The sequence below is a fragment of the Vineibacter terrae genome, assembly GCF_008039615.1.
Lineage (GTDB): Bacteria > Pseudomonadota > Alphaproteobacteria > Reyranellales > Reyranellaceae > Vineibacter > Vineibacter terrae.
The window spans coordinates 25,022-40,058 of sequence record NZ_VDUZ01000012.1 but is presented as its reverse complement, the minus strand read 5'-3'; the positions used below and the strand labels follow the sequence as shown (position 1 = coordinate 40,058).

General features: G+C 68.1%; 16 protein-coding genes. 8 read left to right on the top strand and 8 right to left on the bottom strand.

Going from position 1 to position 15,037, the window contains the following annotated elements:
* Window positions 1–121: 121 nt before the first annotated feature.
* Window positions 122–1,117 carry a D-2-hydroxyacid dehydrogenase family protein gene (locus FHP25_RS12630; protein WP_408068524.1) on the top strand — a complete coding sequence of 332 codons (996 nt, stop codon included), beginning with the start codon at window positions 122–124 and terminating at the stop codon, window positions 1,115–1,117.
* 25 nt (window positions 1,118–1,142) lie between these two features.
* Here FHP25_RS12630 and aqpZ read toward each other — a convergent pair whose 3' ends face one another.
* The 5 genes from aqpZ to FHP25_RS12605 form a co-directional block, all read right to left on the bottom strand.
* A complete protein-coding gene (gene aqpZ, locus FHP25_RS12625) occupies window positions 1,143–1,841 on the bottom strand; it encodes an aquaporin Z (RefSeq protein WP_147847290.1) in 699 nt (232 codons plus the stop codon).
* Between the two features lie 42 nt (window positions 1,842–1,883).
* Complete coding sequence (locus FHP25_RS12620; RefSeq protein ID WP_178133483.1) at window positions 1,884–2,291, bottom strand: DUF1036 domain-containing protein; 408 nt, start codon at window positions 2,289–2,291, stop codon at window positions 1,884–1,886.
* Between the two features lie 162 nt (window positions 2,292–2,453).
* Window positions 2,454–3,731: a glycosyltransferase gene (locus tag FHP25_RS12615; protein WP_218578361.1), complete on the bottom strand. Its 1,278-nt coding sequence runs from the start codon at window positions 3,729–3,731 to the stop codon at window positions 2,454–2,456.
* A gap of 44 nt (window positions 3,732–3,775) precedes the next feature.
* A complete protein-coding gene (locus FHP25_RS12610) occupies window positions 3,776–5,071 on the bottom strand; it encodes a glycosyltransferase family protein (protein WP_218578350.1) in 1,296 nt (431 codons plus the stop codon).
* Window positions 5,072–5,415: 344 nt separating this feature from the next.
* Complete coding sequence (locus tag FHP25_RS12605; protein ID WP_147847288.1) at window positions 5,416–6,630, bottom strand: pyridoxal-phosphate-dependent aminotransferase family protein; 1,215 nt, start codon at window positions 6,628–6,630, stop codon at window positions 5,416–5,418.
* A 208-nt stretch (window positions 6,631–6,838) separates the two neighbouring features.
* Between FHP25_RS12605 and FHP25_RS12600 the strand changes: the two genes are divergently transcribed.
* Window positions 6,839–7,159: a carboxymuconolactone decarboxylase family protein gene (locus tag FHP25_RS12600; RefSeq protein WP_147847287.1), complete on the top strand. Its 321-nt coding sequence runs from the start codon at window positions 6,839–6,841 to the stop codon at window positions 7,157–7,159.
* Window positions 7,160–7,181: 22 nt separating this feature from the next.
* Window positions 7,182–8,081: an NAD(P)-dependent oxidoreductase gene (locus FHP25_RS12595; RefSeq protein WP_147847286.1), complete on the top strand. Its 900-nt coding sequence runs from the start codon at window positions 7,182–7,184 to the stop codon at window positions 8,079–8,081.
* 31 nt (window positions 8,082–8,112) lie between these two features.
* Here FHP25_RS12595 and FHP25_RS12590 read toward each other — a convergent pair whose 3' ends face one another.
* A complete protein-coding gene (locus FHP25_RS12590; RefSeq protein ID WP_147847285.1) occupies window positions 8,113–8,727 on the bottom strand; it encodes a LysE family translocator in 615 nt (204 codons plus the stop codon).
* A 141-nt stretch (window positions 8,728–8,868) separates the two neighbouring features.
* Here FHP25_RS12590 and FHP25_RS12585 point away from each other — a divergent pair, with 141 nt between their 5' ends.
* The 5 genes from FHP25_RS12585 (at window position 8,869) to FHP25_RS12565 (ending at window position 13,420) form a co-directional block, all read left to right on the top strand.
* Window positions 8,869–9,252 carry a RidA family protein gene (locus FHP25_RS12585; protein ID WP_147847284.1) on the top strand — a complete coding sequence of 128 codons (384 nt, stop codon included), beginning with the start codon at window positions 8,869–8,871 and terminating at the stop codon, window positions 9,250–9,252.
* 112 nt (window positions 9,253–9,364) lie between these two features.
* Window positions 9,365–10,150 carry an alpha/beta fold hydrolase gene (locus tag FHP25_RS12580; RefSeq protein ID WP_147847283.1) on the top strand — a complete coding sequence of 262 codons (786 nt, stop codon included), beginning with the start codon at window positions 9,365–9,367 and terminating at the stop codon, window positions 10,148–10,150.
* Between the two features lie 6 nt (window positions 10,151–10,156).
* Window positions 10,157–11,392 carry an LLM class flavin-dependent oxidoreductase gene (locus tag FHP25_RS12575; protein ID WP_147847282.1) on the top strand — a complete coding sequence of 412 codons (1,236 nt, stop codon included), beginning with the start codon at window positions 10,157–10,159 and terminating at the stop codon, window positions 11,390–11,392.
* Window positions 11,393–11,395: 3 nt separating this feature from the next.
* The gene (locus FHP25_RS12570; protein WP_178133482.1) at window positions 11,396–12,178 is read left to right on the top strand and encodes an alpha/beta fold hydrolase; all 783 of its coding nucleotides are present in this window, start codon (window positions 11,396–11,398) and stop codon (window positions 12,176–12,178) included.
* Between the two features lie 39 nt (window positions 12,179–12,217).
* Window positions 12,218–13,420, top strand: coding sequence for an LLM class flavin-dependent oxidoreductase (locus tag FHP25_RS12565; protein ID WP_147847280.1), 1,203 nt, complete (start codon window positions 12,218–12,220; stop codon window positions 13,418–13,420).
* A gap of 5 nt (window positions 13,421–13,425) precedes the next feature.
* On the opposite strand, the gene FHP25_RS12560 is transcribed toward FHP25_RS12565, so the two are convergent.
* Both FHP25_RS12560 and FHP25_RS12555 read right to left on the bottom strand, forming a co-directional pair.
* Window positions 13,426–14,196: an alanyl-tRNA editing protein gene (locus tag FHP25_RS12560; protein ID WP_147847279.1), complete on the bottom strand. Its 771-nt coding sequence runs from the start codon at window positions 14,194–14,196 to the stop codon at window positions 13,426–13,428.
* A gap of 3 nt (window positions 14,197–14,199) precedes the next feature.
* Entirely contained in the window at window positions 14,200–15,000 is an 801-nt protein-coding gene (locus FHP25_RS12555) for a glucose 1-dehydrogenase (protein ID WP_147847278.1), read from the bottom strand.
* Between the last annotated feature and the right edge of the window lie 37 nt (window positions 15,001–15,037).

Genomic DNA, 15,037 nt, shown 5'->3' with positions numbered 1-15,037 from the left:
GCCAGGAAGGGACAACATGGCCGGACGCTGCCGCCGCAAGCCACAGCAGCGTCCCGGCATGGGCGCACATTTGGCCACTGCGCTCGCGCAGACACGCGACTTTGACGACCGGAGGATGCCCGTGACCGACCCTGTGAAGCTCGCGATCCTGGACGACTACCAGAAGCTGGCGCTGGGCTATGCCGACTGGGACAAGGCCCGTGCCCGCGGCGTCGAGATCACGGCGTTCGACCACCACCTGGGCACGCTGGACCAGGCGGCGGCGGTGCTGGCGCCGTTCGACGCCGTGCTGCTGATGCGCGAACGGCAGGCCATGCCCAAGGCCCTGATCGACCGGCTGCCCAACCTGAAATTCATGATCCTGACAGGGGCCCGCGCACCCAGCCTCGATCTTGCCGCCTGCACGGCGCGCGGCATTCCCGTCAGCAACACCGGCACCGGCCCCAGCCAGTCGTCGACCTCAGAGCTGGCGTGGACGCTGCTGATGGATGCGGCGCGGCATGTGACCCGGGCCGACCGGCTGGTGCGTGCCGGCGGCTGGCATGGCGGCCTGGAGATGGGCACGATCCTGGCCGGCAGGCGACTTGGGATCCTCGGGCTTGGCAAGCTCGGCGCGAAAATGGCGCACTACGCCAAGGCCTTCGACATGGAGGTGGTGGCCTGGAGTCAGAATCTGACGCCCGAGAAGGCCCGGGAGGGCGGCGCCACGCTGGTTTCGAAGGACGAGTTGTTGTCGACGTCGGACGTCATCACGATCCATCTGGTCCTGAGCGACCGCACGCGCGGCCTGATCGGCGCGCCCGAGCTTGCCCGCATGAAGAAAGGCGCCGTCCTCGTGAACAGCTCGCGGGGCCCGATCGTCAACGAGGCGGCATTGATCGAGGCTTTGCGAACCCGGCACCTGGGAGCCGCCGGCCTGGACGTCTACGATATCGAGCCCCTGCCGCCGGGCCATCCCCTGACCACGCTCGACAACGTCGTGCTGACGCCGCACCTGGGCTATGTCGCCGACTCGATCTTCCGGACCTTCTACCGCGACAGCCTTGAGAACCTGCTGGCCTGGCTGGACGGCAAGCCGATCCGCGTGATCAATCCGGAGGCGATGGGCAAAGGCTGACCCGGCGCCTCCGGAAAGTGGAACGTCAGTTCTTGTCGCCCGCGATCAGCGGGTAGACGATGCCCGCGGCTGCGGCACCGATGATGGGAGCGACCCAGAACAACCAGAGCTGGCTCAGGGTCCAGCCGCCGACAAACACGGCGGGGCCGGTGCTGCGGGCCGGGTTCACCGACGTGTTGGTGACCGGGATGCTGATCAGATGGATCAGCGTCAACCCCAGCCCGATGGCGATGGGCGCGAAGCCGGCCGGCGCCCGCTTGTCCGTGGCGCCCAGGATGATCATCAGGAACATGAAGGTCATGACGATCTCGCAGACCAGTCCCGAGACCATCGTGTACTTGCCCGGCGAGTGGTCGCCGTAGCCGTTCGCCGCGAGGCCGCCGGCCAGGTCGAACCCCGCCTTGCCGCTGGCGATCAGGTACAGGATCCCGGCGCCGACAATGCCGCCGATCACCTGGGCGATGATGTAGGGAACGACCTCGCCGATCGGGAAGCGGCGCCCCACGGCCAAGCCGACCGTCACGGCCGGATTGAGGTGGCAGCCGGACACATGGCCGATGGCAAATGCCATCGTCAGCACCGTGAGGCCGAACGCCAGGGCGACCCCGGCGAACCCGATGCCGACTTCGGGAAATGCCGCGGCAAGGACGGCGCTGCCGCAGCCGCCCAATACCAGCCAGAACGTGCCAACAGCTTCGGCCAAACAGCGGTTCGTCAAGGGCATGATTACTCTCCCCACTCAGACCCTATCGCGTGACGAGCCGCATCAGCTCCCTTGGAAGTAGTAGGTGAAGACCCCTGATTTGCCGCCGACATCGATCTGATTGAACTGCCGCCGGACATAACCCTGGCCGCACTGTACCTCCGCGATACGGAAGGACTTCTCGCTGACACACATCGGATAGCTACCGGACCAATGCGAACTCGACGATTCAGCGTACACGTAGTAGTAGCGGTTGGCGAGCGGTCCATTCCACAGCGTGACACACTGCGACGGGTTGAGCTCGTACCAGCCTTGCGACAGGAATACGTTCTTGCCCTCCTGTTGCTGACCGGTGGCGGCCGCCTTGGCGACCATGATCACCTTGCTGCTCTGGTTGCAGGCGCGGACCGACGTCACGTCGCTGAATTGACCACCCTGCGCGTGCGCCGCGGTCGCAAACCACAGCGCCATGAACGCGGTCCCCAGCACAGTACACCAACGCATCGCGAACCTCTCCCCCTCGCCGACACGGCTGCGTTGCTAAGCTTAACGCCGCATCGACAACGCCTCAAGCAATGTCATGCACGACAGCCGCCGTCGGGCTGGCATCTCCCATCGCAGCGTGATGCGGCGTCAGGTTGGCGGCGCACGGCGTGCGGCAGCGATGCCGGATTTCAGCCAGCCGGCGATGCGCTCCACGCCGCTGTCGAACGAGAACCGCGATCGCACGATGGCGGCTCCCTTCGCCACCATCCGTGCCCGGCGCGAAGGATCGCGGATCGCCGACTCAAGCGCCGCCGCCAGCGCCGCCGGATCACCCGGTGGCACCAGCAGGCCGCTGTCGCCGTCATCGATCAGCTCGGGGATCGCCGACACGCGTGTGGCGACGCAGGCGACGCCCTGGCTCTGCGCCTCCATCAGAACGTTGGGCAGGCCGTCCCGGTCACCATCGCCAGCGATCTTGCTGGCCAGCACGAACACATCGGCCCGTGCGTAGGCGTCGAAGACGAAGGACCGCTCGCGCGGGCCATGCCAGGTGCAGCGCGCCGCCAGGCCCAGCTGCGCCGCGCGCGCCTTCAGCTTCGCGCCCAGCGGACCGCCGCCGATATGCTCGAAGCGCCAATGCAGATCGCGTGGCAGCAGCGCCAACGCTTCGAGCACGTCATCAAGGCCCTTCTTCTCGACGCGACGGCCAACCGACAGGATGACGACCGGATCCGTCGCGTCACGCCCGTCACGCAGGCGCGGCGTTGCCGATGGCGCCGGCAGGTGCGCCAGGTCAAGGCCGTGATAGACCAGGGACACCGTTTCCGGGCCCGGCGCCAGCGCCGCCAGCCGATCCCGGCCGGCGGCGGTGCACGTCACCAGCCAGCGGCAGTCCGCCAGCTTTTCGGTGATCTCCCAGTCCGGGGTCGTCCAGATGTCCTTGGCGTGCGCCGAGCCGCTCCACGGCAAGCCGCGCATCATCGCGGCGTAGCGCGTCACCGATGCCGGCGTGTGCAGGAAGTGGACATGCAGCCAGCGCACGCTGGCGGGCAGCTCATGTGCCAGCACCAGCGCCTGGCCCCAGCGCCGGCCGCGATTGGCAGTCCGGTCACGTCGCCAATCCCGCAGCCACTGCGCCCGCGCGGCCCGGTAGCCCGGCAGACGCCGCGCCGCCCACCAGCCGCGCAGCACACGCAGCGGCTCCTGGTACAGGTACTCCGGCAGGTACGAGACGGCTGCCCGGATACGCTCATGGACCGGGTGGTGCGTGGTCTCGGTCGGATGGCGCAGCGAGATCAGCACGGCGCGCAGGCCGCGTTGCTCGAGGCCTTCGATCTCCTGCGCAATGAAGGTCTCGGACAGCCGCGGGTAGCCCTTGACGATTATCGCCAGCGTCGGCGGGCCGTCCGCCGCGCACGGATCCAGGTCGGCGGATAGAGCATCAGCCGGCGGTGATTTCGGCAGATCGTTCACGCAGCGCCACGGCGGCGTTCCAGGGCGGGCTCGTACGGCACCGGCTCCTGTATCGCGCCGGTAACCACGCCGTCGTCCGGCGTGACCACCGAGACCGGTCGGCGCAGCGGCCGCTTGAGGTGCTTGGCCACCAGCTTGCCGACATTGGGCAGGCCGTCCAGCAGGCCGGGAATGATCGCATCCGAAGGCAGCCCCTGCTGCGGCAGGTGGCGCAGCGCGGTCGCCATCACGGCCGGATCGCGCCGCCCGTCGTCCGCCAGCATCTCGAGGAGCTTCTGCTGGCGCGCGCTCTGCGCCCGGATGAACTGCTCCAGCCGCGGGCGCGTGCGCGGAACGATCAGCGCTTTCTTGTCGAAGCTCAGGATCTCGCAGAACGTGTTGTAGCCGCCCATTGCCACGACGCCGGCGGCGCATGCCATCAGGGCGCCGAGGTTGGTCTCGAACGTCATCGTGCGGATGCCCGACAGGCGCGACGCGCGCTGCCGGAAGCCCTCGCGCACCTCGGGCGCCATGAACGGGCCGAAGACAATGACTGCGGCATAGGGGATCTTGGTGTCGTGCTCGTAGGCTCGCAGCACCCAGTCCACCATCAGCTCGCCATCGCCGCCGCCGCCGGGTGTCACCAGGATGTAGGGGCGGTCGAGCCCACGCACCACAGCCGGCAGCCCTGATTCGGTCGGCAGGTCGCGCCGCAGATAGCCGGTGTAGACCACCTTGCGCTTCACCGACTTGGGCAGCGCGATGCCGGCCAGCGGGTCGTTGAGCTGCGGCAGGCCATAGATCCAGATGTCGTCATAGAGGTCGCGCAGGGCCGGCAGGACGTTCTTGCGCTTCCATTCGGGCGCCAGCAACGCCGGCTCGTCCATGACGTCGCGCAACCCCAGCACCAGGGGCGTGCCGCGCTCCTTGAGCATGCGCAAGGTGGCCGCAACCTCGCCGCGCAGGCCCAGCGGCTCCTTGTCGACAATGAAGAGGTCCGGCTCGAAGATCTCGGCCGTCCTGCGGATGAGCGCCGCGCGCATATCCAGCGTGCGCTCGATGCCGATATTCAGATTGAGCGCTTCGTACTCGCCATCCTGCCGCTTGACCACGCCGGGGACGCGCACGAAGTCGACCCGGGCCTTGAAGTCGAAGCTGCCGATGATCGGTGAGCCCGAGAGTATCAGCACCGACAGATCGTCGTCGGCGCCGACCAACGCGTTGGCAATCGTCCGGCAGCGGCTGAGATGTCCAAGCCCGAAGCTGTCGTGGCTGTAGATCAGCACGCGCCTGGCCCGGTCGGTTCCGGTCATACGCTGTATCTCCCCCCGACCCGTCGAGCACCCCAACGCCAGTCCGACGGCCGATCCTGGGCCGGACTATGGCACGAAGCCGCCGCGCGTGGCGATCGAAAAAGCGCCGCGCGCAGCCGTTTTGGGCTTGACATCAATGGGTTACACGACGGTTCCAGTTTCGGGACACGTGCTGTCGCCAAATCCATGCGCAGTCCATGGTCTTGCGGCCGCACGCCAGATGCCTCGGAAGATAGGAAGCGCTCGCCCATCCGCCAGCGTGACGTTTCAGCAGAGCCGCAGCGGCCGATCCATGACCGATCTTGTCGCAGGAGCGCGCAGGATGGCACGATCCACCCGCTCGCCTACTCCGCGGCGCGGCGCACGGCGGCGGCGCCTGTGGCCGTGGCCCGCAGGACGTCCATGGCCGCCTGCACGCCGCCCTGTCGGCACGGCACGCCGGCCAGCGCCAACCCCATCTCGACACCCCCCAGCGTGCCCACCAGGGTCAGGTCGTTGAAGTCGCCGAGATGGCCGATCCGGAACACCTTGCCGGCCAGTCGGGTGAGGCCCTGGCCCAGCGACATGTTGAAGTGCTGCAGCACGGTGGCGCGGAAAGCGTCGGCGTCATGGCCTGCCGGCATCAGCACGGCGGTCAGCGAATTGCTGTAGCCGGCCTCATCGAGGCACAGCAGCTCCAGGCCCCAGGCGCGCACCGCGGCGCGGGTGGCCTCGGCATGGCGGGCGTGACGGGCAAAGACGGCGTCGAGGCCCTCTTCCATCAGCATGTCGATGGCCTCGGCCAGGCCGTAGAGCAGGTTGGTCGCCGGCGTGAACGGGAACCAGCCATTGGCGTTGGCCGACAGCATCTCGTCCCAGCCCCAGTACGACCGGGGAAGCCGTGCCCCCTTGGCTGCTGCCAGCGCCTTGTCGCTGACGGCATTGAACGACAGCCCCGGCGGCAGCATCAGGCCCTTCTGCGAGCCGGCCACGGTGACGTCGACGCCCCAGGCATCGTGACGATAGTCGATCGAGCCCAGCGAGGAGATCGTGTCGACCATCAGCAGGGCGGGATGAGCCGCAGCGTCGATGGCGCGGCGCACGGCGGCGACGTCCGACGTCACGCCGGTCGAGGTCTCGTTGTGCACGATGCACACGGCCTTCAGCGCATGGCCCTTGTCGGCGCGCAACCGGGCCTCGACCTGCGCCGCATCGACGCCGTGGCGCCAGTCGCCGGCGATGAACTCGGGCTGCAGCCCCAGCCGCTCCGCCAGCTTCTTCCAGAGGGTGGCGAAGTGGCCGGTCTCGACCATCAGCACGGCATCGCCAGGCGACAGCGTGTTGACCAGCGCCGCCTCCCAGGCGCCGGTGCCCGACGACGGATAGATCACCACCGGACCACGGGTCTGGAAGATCGGGCGCACGCCGGCCAGCACCCGCTTCGCCAGCGCCTGGAACTCGGGCCCACGATGGTCGATGGTGGGATGATCCATGGCCCGCAGGATGCGGTCGGGCACGTTGGTGGGGCCGGGAATCTGCAGGAAGTGTCGGCCGCTGGGATGCGCGTTCAAGCGAGCCATCGACGTTCTCCGGGTCGGACAGTCCGCTCAGCCTAGCGCATCGCGGCAGCCTGACATAGCGTTCCTCAACCCGGCCTCGATGCCAGCAGTCGACCGGCGCCGTGCCTTGCAGCAGCGCAGCGATGCAGCGCCTGCGCAGGGCCCGTCGTTCTCATGCATCGGATCGATGCTACACTTGCCGCATCCTGACGACAGGAGATGGACCGCCATGGCCAAACCTCTGCCCTCCGCCCGTGACCGGCTGGGATCGTTCGCGCCCAAGCTGGTCGACCTCACAGAGAAAGTGCTGTTCGGCGATGTCTGGGAGCGTCCCGGCCTCTCCAAGCGCGATCGCAGCCTGATCACGGTCGCGACCTTGGTGGCGCTCAATCGCACCGAGCAGCTGCGCGGCCATCTGGTGCGGGCCCAGAACAACGGCGTCACGCAGGACGAGCTGCTCGAGCTGATCACCCATCTGGCGTTCTACTCCGGCTGGCCGACCGCGATGTCGGCCGTGACGGTGGCAAAGGACGTGTTCGAAGAGAAGTGACGCCACGCCAGGAATGCACGCCATGCCCGCACCGTTGACGCCGCCAGCCACCATCGCCTTCATCGGCCTGGGCATGATGGGCAAGCCGATGGCTGCACGCCTCGTTGCGGCAGGCTACAGCCTGCGTGTGCACGATGCGTCGCAGCAGGCAATGTCCGACTTCGTGGGCGCCCATCCGGCGGCGCTCGCGACCGCATCCGCCAGGGCCGCGGCGAGCGGCGCCGATGCCGTGATCACCATGCTGCCCGACGGCAAGATCGTGCGCGCCGCCGTGCTCGACGGCGCGGAGGCCGCCGCCGACGGGCTGGCGCCCGGCACGATCGTGATCGACATGTCGTCGAGCGCGCCGACAGGCACACGCACCCTGGGCAGCGATCTGGCGGCGCGCAGCCTGCGCTGTGTCGATGCGCCGGTCTCGGGCGGCGTGCGGCGCGCCATCGACGGGTCGCTGGCGATCATGGCCGGCGGCGCGGCCGAGGATGTCGAGCAATGCCGGCCCCTGCTGCTGGCGATGGGAAAATCGGTGTTCCACACCGGCGCCATCGGCTCGGGTCATGCGCTGAAAGCGCTCAACAACTACCTCTCGGCTACCAGCCTGCTGTCGATGTGCGAGGCGCTGATCGTGGGCGAGGCGTTCGGCCTCGACCCGGCCGTCATGGCGGACGTGTTCAACGCCTCCAGCGGCATGAGCAACAGCACGCAGGTCAAGGCCAAGCCGTTCGTGATCCCGCGCAACTACACGGCCGGCTTCGCGATGGGGTTGATGTCGAAGGATCTCAGGACCGCCGCCGATCTTGCCGATCAGATCGGCGTGCGCGCCGACACGCTGCAGGCCATGGCCGACATCTGGGCCGAGGCCATGGCCAAGCTCGGCAAGGATGCCGACCACACCGCGATCCACCGCTTCCTGGCGGAGCGATAGCGCAGCATAGAAGGCGGCGAAACGAATCGGCCTAGCGGCTGCGCGAAAGCGCAAGCCAGACGCCGCCGCCGATCAGCGTGGCGCCGCTGACCTGCGACATCAGCCGCACGCGGCGGCGTGAGAACAGCATGCGGGCCCGGCTGGTGAGGATCGCGTAGCGGCTGTCCGTGACCATCGCCACCGCCATCGCGGTGGCGCACAGCAGCACGACCTGCCCGACATAGTCGCCATTGGGATTCACGAACTGCGGAATGAACGCGCCGAAGAAGATCAGCGTCTTGGGATTGCTGAGCATCACCAGGAATCCCTGCAGGAAGAAGCCACCGCGTGGCTTCGGCACGGCGCCGCCCGCGTCGATGGCGCCTGATGTGCGCAGCATCTTCCAACCGAGCCAGACCAGGTAGGCCGCGCCCAGCAGGCGAACCCAGTCGAACCAGAAGCCCATGGTCTCGACGATCGAGGCCAACCCGACCACGAGCACCACCATCATCATGGCGATGCCCAGCTGCGTGCCGGCAACGTTGAGCAGGCCGGCACGCATGCCGTGCGTGAGGCTGTTGGCGACAATCAGCGTCACCGTCGGGCCGGGAACGATGGTGATCACGACGCAAGCCACGAGATAGGCGACGTACAGCTCGAGCGACATGGACCTTCCCCGACGCGAGGGCGGCGACCTTGTCATGTGGTGCATCCGGCGACAAGAGCACCGCAATGGCGGTGCAAGCTGGCCATTGTCGGCGAAACGTGGTGGTCTGCCCGCTTTGAACGACACAGGGGATCAGTTCGAATGACACGCGAGGAATTTCCCGACGGCACCGAGATCGCCGGCTGGTATGTGCGGGCGGTCAAGACAGGCCCGTTCGTGTTCGTGGCCGGCACCACGTCGCTCGATGCCAAGGGCAAGCCGCGCGGCAAGGATGCCGGCGCCCAGACGCGCATCACGATGAGCAAGATCGCGCGTGCCTTGCGCGAGGCCGGCGCCGGCATGCAGCACGTGACGCGCCTGACCATCTACTGCACCGACATCCGCGACGGCGGCGCGATCACCACCGAGCTGGCGCGCTGGATCAAGAAATCGCGCTGCGCCTCGACCCTCGTTGCCATCACGGCGCTGGCCGTGCCCGGCCTGCTGGTGGAGATCGAAGCCACCGCCGTCGTCACCGATGCCTAGAAAAACACCACCACTTGCCGACTGACAGGGTTGCGCCAAGCGCATCCGGCCTCAATTGACTCGCCAAACGCCCGTTGCGAGCGTTGCTCAAACAACGGATCGAGGAAACGCGATGGTGGCGGTGGCGTGGACTGACAAGCACGTCGATGTGGCCGGCGTGAAAATGCACCTGTCGCGCGCCGGCAAAGGCGCGCCGCTTCTTGTCCTGCATCATGACATCGGCACGCTCGAGCGGCTGCCCATCTACGATGCGCTGGCGCAGCATTTCGACGTGCTGGTGCCGCATCACCCCGGCTACGGCAAGTCGGAGCGCCCGGCCTGGCTGCGCAGCGTGCGCGACGTGGCGGTGATGTATCGCTGGCTGCTGGCCGACCTGGGCATCAGCCAGGCTTCCCTGATCGGCCTGGGCTTTGGCGGCTGGATCGCCGCCGAGATGGCGAGCATGGCGCCGCGCGACGTGGAACGGCTCGTGCTCGTCGGCGCCATGGGCCTGAAGCCGCCCGAAGGCGATATCCTCGACCAGGCGCTGCTGAGCTACATCGACTATGCCGGGGCGGGCTTCCACGCGCCTAAGGCCTTCGTCGCTTGCTACGGCGAGGAGCCCACCACAGACCAGCTGGAGCAGTGGGACATCTGCCGCGAGATGAGCTTCCGGATCGCCTGGAAGCCTTACATGTACAGCCAGACCTTGCCGCACCTGCTGGGCGGCGTGCGCGTGCCGTCGCTGGTCGTCTGGGGCGACGACGACCGCGTGGTGCCGCTCAGCGCCGGCCACCTCTGGGCATCGCGCCTGCCCGATGCGCGCCTGGAGATCGTCAAAGCCTGCGGCCATTGCGTCGAGATGGAGAAGCCGGACGCGTTCGCTGCCCTGGTCACGTCGTTCACGGATGGAAGGTGACTCGTCATGCACCTGATGTACTTCACCGAGCAACCGATGTCGGCCTATGCCTCGGCCGAGGGGCTGAAGTTCGGCGCCACGGCGCTGCTGTTCTCCAACAAGCACTTCGACCCGGCGGCCGGCAGCCGGCTCTACAACGAGTATATCGAGCAGTACGTGCACGCCGAGGACACGGGCTTCGACGGCATCATGCTGAACGAGCACCACAACGCGCCGTTCTGCATGCAGGCCAAGGCCAACATCTTCGCCAGCGTGCTGGCCGGCGTCACCAAGCGGGTGAAGCTGGTGATGCTGGGCAATCCGCTGCCGCTAGCCGAAAACCCGGTTCGCTTGGCCGAAGAGCTGGCGATGATCGACATGATCTCCAAGGGCCGGCTGGTGTCGGGCTTCGTGCGCGGCGGCGGCCAGGAGCAGCTCGCGACCGGCGTCAACCCGGCCTACAACCGCGAGCGCTTCGAGGAGGCGCATGACCTCATCGTCAAGGCCTGGACGCAGCCCGGACCGTTCCGCTGGGAAGGCACCCACTACCAGCACCGCGTGGTCAATCCCTGGGCCGTGCCGCTGCAGAAGCCCTATCCGCGCGTCTGGATCCCCGGCGTCGTGAGCCGCGAGACCATCGTCTGGTCGGCGCAGCAGCGCTACCCCTACATCGCGCTCAACACTTCGATCGAGGCCACCAAGAAGATCTGGGAGACCTACGACAAGGCGGCGGCCGAGGCCGGCTATACCGCCGGCCCGGAGAACCGCGGCTACCTGCAGCGCGTGCACGTCGCCGAGACCGAGGAGAAGGCGATCGAGAACGCGCGCCAGTTCATGTGGATGCAGGGCGAGTTCACGGGGCTGGCGCATCCGGTGTGGAGCAGCCCCTCGGGCTACTTCTCGCCGACGCAGCGGCGCGCCTTCGTCGAGTTCGCCTCGGGCCGGGCGGTCAGCCCGCGTGGACGGCCCAGCTTCGAGCAGCAGCTCGAGGACATGCAGATCATCGCCGGCACACCGCGGACGGTGATTCCCAAGCTCAAGCGCATCCTCGACGAGACGCGGCCCAGCATCATGGCGCTGTGGGCCAACGACGGCGCCGTCTCGCACCAGGATTCGATGACCTGCATCCGCCTGCTGGCGCAGGAGGTCCTGCCGGCGCTGCGCGAGCACGGTGATGCCCTGGGCCTGAAGAGTCCGTTCGAGGCCGACGCGCCGGTCAGCATCGCCTATTCGAAGGATCTCAGGAAGGTGGCGGCGGAGTAGGAGGTGCCAACAACCACTCCCGTGGCCGGCATGACGCTTGACGTCGTCGAGCGCGGCAAGGGCCAGGCGCTGCTGTTCCTGCATGCCGGCGAAGGGCTTGAGCCGCAGAAGCCGTGGCTCGACCTGCTGGCCGCGCATTATCGCGTCATCGCCCCCGCGCATCCGGGCTATGGCCGGTCCGAGCTGCCGGGCTGGATGAGCAGCGTCGAGGACCTCGCCTATCTCTATCTCGATCTCGCCGCGCGCATGGAGCTCGAGGACGCCATCCTTGCCGGCGCCTGCTTCGGCGGCTGGATCGCGGCCGAGATGGCGGTGCGCGACACAAGGCGGTTCTCGCGCCTCGTGCTCATCGATCCTCTGGGCATCAAGAACGGCGGCGTGCACGATCGCGACATCGCCGACATGCATGGCATGCCGCGCGAGGCGTACATGAAGCTGGCCTGGGCCGACCCGGCCAAGGGCGCCATCGACTATGCGGCCATGCCCGAGACCGAGATCGCCGCCCGAGTCCGCGGCCGCGATGCGTTCGCGCTGTTCGGCTGGAAGCCCTACATGCACAACCCGCGGCTCAAGCGCTGGCTGCATCGGATCGACCTGCCGACCCTGCTGCTGTGGGGCGCGCAGGACGGCATCGTGACGCCGGCCTACGGCGAAGGCTGGTGCGACGCCATCCCCGACGCCCGGCTGGAGATCATCCCGCAGGCCGGTCACTTCCCGCACTGGGAGCAGCCGGAACAGTTTGTCGATCGGCTAGCCGCGTTCGTGGACGGGAAGGTTCCGTCATAGATCTCGGACCGCGCACGGCCGAAAGAGGAGAATCGAGCGATGCGCGTCTGGTACTTCTCGGAGATGGCCTACCATCCGGCCTGGGACGAAGGTCTCAGCCGCGGCTCGATGCGCGTCGTGCTGCCCAACAAGAACTTCGATCCGCAGGTCGGGCACGGCCTGCTGAACCGCTACCTCGACGAGTTCGCGCTGTGCGACGAGGTCGGGCTCGACATCATGGTCAACAAGCACCACAGCACCGCGACGTGCCTCACGGTTTCGGTGTCGATGGCGCTGGCGATCCTGGCGCGCGAGACCAAGCGGGCGCGGCTGCTGTCGCTGGGCACGCCGATCGCGAACCGGCCCGATCCGGTGCGCGTCGCCGAGGAGATGGCATGGCTTGACGTGCTGTCGGGTGGCCGGCTGGAGATGGGGCTGGTCAAGGGCGCGCCCTACGAAATCGCGCCGGCCAACAGCAACCCGGCCAACCTCATGCGCCGCTACTGGGAAGCGCACGACCTGATCCTGAAGGCGATGTCGACCACCGACGGGCCGTTCAACTGGGAGGGCGAGTTCTTCCACTACCGCAATGTCAACATCTGGCCGCGGCCGCTGCAGCAGCCGACCCCGCCGGTGTGGATGACGGGGCTGAGCGCCGATACCGGGCGCGCCGCCGCCGAGCGTGGGCACGTCATCGGCACCCTGCTGTCCGGCGCCGTCGCCAAGCCGATGTTCGACACCTACCGCAAGCGCGCCCAGGAGCTGGGCTGGACGGCCGGGCCCGACCGCTTTGCCTATGCCGCGGTGGTCGGCGTCGGCGACACGCGGGAAGAGGGCTATCGCCGCGCCGACCTCGCTGCCGGCTATGTGCGCACGGCACCCGTCGTGCTGGAGCCGTTCACCAATCCGCCGGGCTACAACTCCGTCGGCGCCAATGTCGCGATGCTGAAGGCCGGCCCGAAGCGGGGTGGCTTCGTGCTCGACCGCGACGGCAAGCCCGTCGACCATCGCACCGCGACGGTCGAGCAGTTCATGGCTTCCGACACGGTGTTTGCCGGCACGCCCGACGACGTCTTCAACCAGATCCGCGATTTCAACGACCGCATCGGCGGCTTCGGTCACCTGCTGTTCTTCGGGCAGGGCGGCTTCCTCGATCACAATGACACGGTCGCGAACATCACCCTGTTCGCGCGGGAGGTGCTGCCGCGCCTGCGCGAGCTCAGCCCGGCGCCGGCAAGGACCGCGACCGCAGCGGTGAGGTAGGAGCCTCAGAACAGGTCGCGGACCCCGCCGGGGATGGCACCGGGGACGGGCTCGTCCAGCCGCACGTAGAGCCGCTTGTTGATCCGGCCCTTGTTCTCGGTGCGGAAGATCGAAAACCGCCCGACATCGCCGGTGGTCGGCATGTGCGTGCCGCCGCAGGCCTGGGCGTCGAACCCCTCGATCTCGACGACGCGGACGCGGCCCTGCACGACCGGTGGCCTGACTTCCAGCGTGCGCAGCAGGTCCTCGCGGCGCCGGAATTCGTCCTCGCTGATGTAGTACGACCGCAGCGGCCGGCTGGCGCCGAGGACTGCGTTGACCTTGTCCTCAAGCTCGGCGCTGAGGGCGGTGGTGAAGCCGTCCCATTTGAAGTCGATGCGGGAGTAGTCGACGCCGATCTGCACGCCGGTGATCCAGGCGCCGTAGTCGCGCAGAGCGATCGTGTTCAGCACGTGCAGCACGGTGTGGTAGCGCGCCAGGGCACGCCGCCGGACAGGATCGACCGCCAGCCGGACCGGACGGCCCACGATGTCGGGCGACGGTGGCGGCGCGCAGACATGCCATACGAGGGCGTCTTCGCCGGCATGGACGGAGACGACCTCGAGCGCCGGACCGCCCGCGGGCTCGATGCGTCCCTGGTCCGGCGGCTGGCCGCCGCCACCGGGATAGAAGCAGGTGCGATCGATGGCGAGGGCGGCGCCGCGCACCGCGACGACCGTGGCCGTGGCGTCGACGCAGTGATCGTCCTGCAGATACAGGCGGATGGTGCCGGGCAACGCTTACTTCTGCATGGCGCTGGTCGCGGCACCGCCGGTGGCGGTGCGGCCGCCATCGACGACCCACTGCGCGCCCGTGACGTTGCCGGAGAGATCGCTGGACAGGAACAGCACGATGTTGGCGATCTCCTCCGGCGTCGTGTAGCGGCCGGTGGGCAACGAGGCCTGGTAGCGCTGGCTGGCGACTCCCGGGTCGCCGGGGCTGAGCTGCGCCTCCAGGGAGTGGATCATGCGGGTGTCGACCGGCCCGGGGCAGACGGCGTTGACCCGGATTCCATGCCGCGCCACCTCACCCGAGGCCGTCTTGGTGAGGCCGATCACCGCGTGCTTGGAGGCGACATAGGCCGGCATGCCGGGGGTGCCGACCAAGCCGGCGACCGAGGCCGTGTTCACGATCGTGCCGGCCTTCTGCCGCAGCATCACCGGCAGCACGTGGCGCAGGCCCAGGAACACGCCTTTCACGTTGACCCCGATGACGGCGTCGAACATGGCTTCGTCATAGTCGGCAGTCGGCTGCACCCGCCCCTCGATGCCGGCATTGTTGAAAAAGCAGTCGATCCGGCCATGGGCGTCCAGAGTCGCCTGGACATAGGCCTGCACGTCGGCCGATTTGGTGACGTCGGCGGCCACGAAGCGGGCGTCGCCGCCCTGCTGCCGGATGGCGCCGGCGGTGCCCTCGCCGCTGGCGGCGTCGCGGTCCACGACCACCACCTTGGCGCCGCGGGTGGCGAAAGCCAGGGCCGCCGCGCGGCCGATGCCGTTGGCGCCGCCCGTGATCAGGGCGATCTTGCCGGTGAAATCCATGCCCACACCTCCCAAATTGAGCGCCAGTATCGCCGCG

Excerpts from the sequence above, each read along its gene's own strand:
- FHP25_RS12555 (WP_147847278.1), bottom strand. The coding sequence starts at position 15,000 with ATGGATTTCACCGGCAAGATCGCCCTGATCACGGGCGGCGCCAACGGC.
- FHP25_RS12620 (WP_178133483.1), bottom strand. The coding sequence starts at position 2,291 with ATGGCGCTGTGGTTTGCGACCGCGGCGCACGCGCAGGGTGGTCAATTC.
- FHP25_RS12610 (WP_218578350.1), bottom strand. The coding sequence starts at position 5,071 with ATGACCGGAACCGACCGGGCCAGGCGCGTGCTGATCTACAGCCACGAC.
- FHP25_RS12605 (WP_147847288.1), bottom strand. The coding sequence starts at position 6,630 with ATGGCTCGCTTGAACGCGCATCCCAGCGGCCGACACTTCCTGCAGATT.
- FHP25_RS12590 (WP_147847285.1), bottom strand. The coding sequence starts at position 8,727 with ATGTCGCTCGAGCTGTACGTCGCCTATCTCGTGGCTTGCGTCGTGATC.
- FHP25_RS12600 (WP_147847287.1), top strand. The coding sequence starts at position 6,839 with ATGGCCAAACCTCTGCCCTCCGCCCGTGACCGGCTGGGATCGTTCGCG.
- FHP25_RS12595 (WP_147847286.1), top strand. The coding sequence starts at position 7,182 with ATGCCCGCACCGTTGACGCCGCCAGCCACCATCGCCTTCATCGGCCTG.
- FHP25_RS12580 (WP_147847283.1), top strand. The coding sequence starts at position 9,365 with ATGGTGGCGGTGGCGTGGACTGACAAGCACGTCGATGTGGCCGGCGTG.
- FHP25_RS12585 (WP_147847284.1), top strand. The coding sequence starts at position 8,869 with ATGACACGCGAGGAATTTCCCGACGGCACCGAGATCGCCGGCTGGTAT.
- FHP25_RS12565 (WP_147847280.1), top strand. The coding sequence starts at position 12,218 with ATGCGCGTCTGGTACTTCTCGGAGATGGCCTACCATCCGGCCTGGGAC.
- aqpZ (WP_147847290.1), bottom strand. The coding sequence starts at position 1,841 with ATGCCCTTGACGAACCGCTGTTTGGCCGAAGCTGTTGGCACGTTCTGG.
- FHP25_RS12575 (WP_147847282.1), top strand. The coding sequence starts at position 10,157 with ATGCACCTGATGTACTTCACCGAGCAACCGATGTCGGCCTATGCCTCG.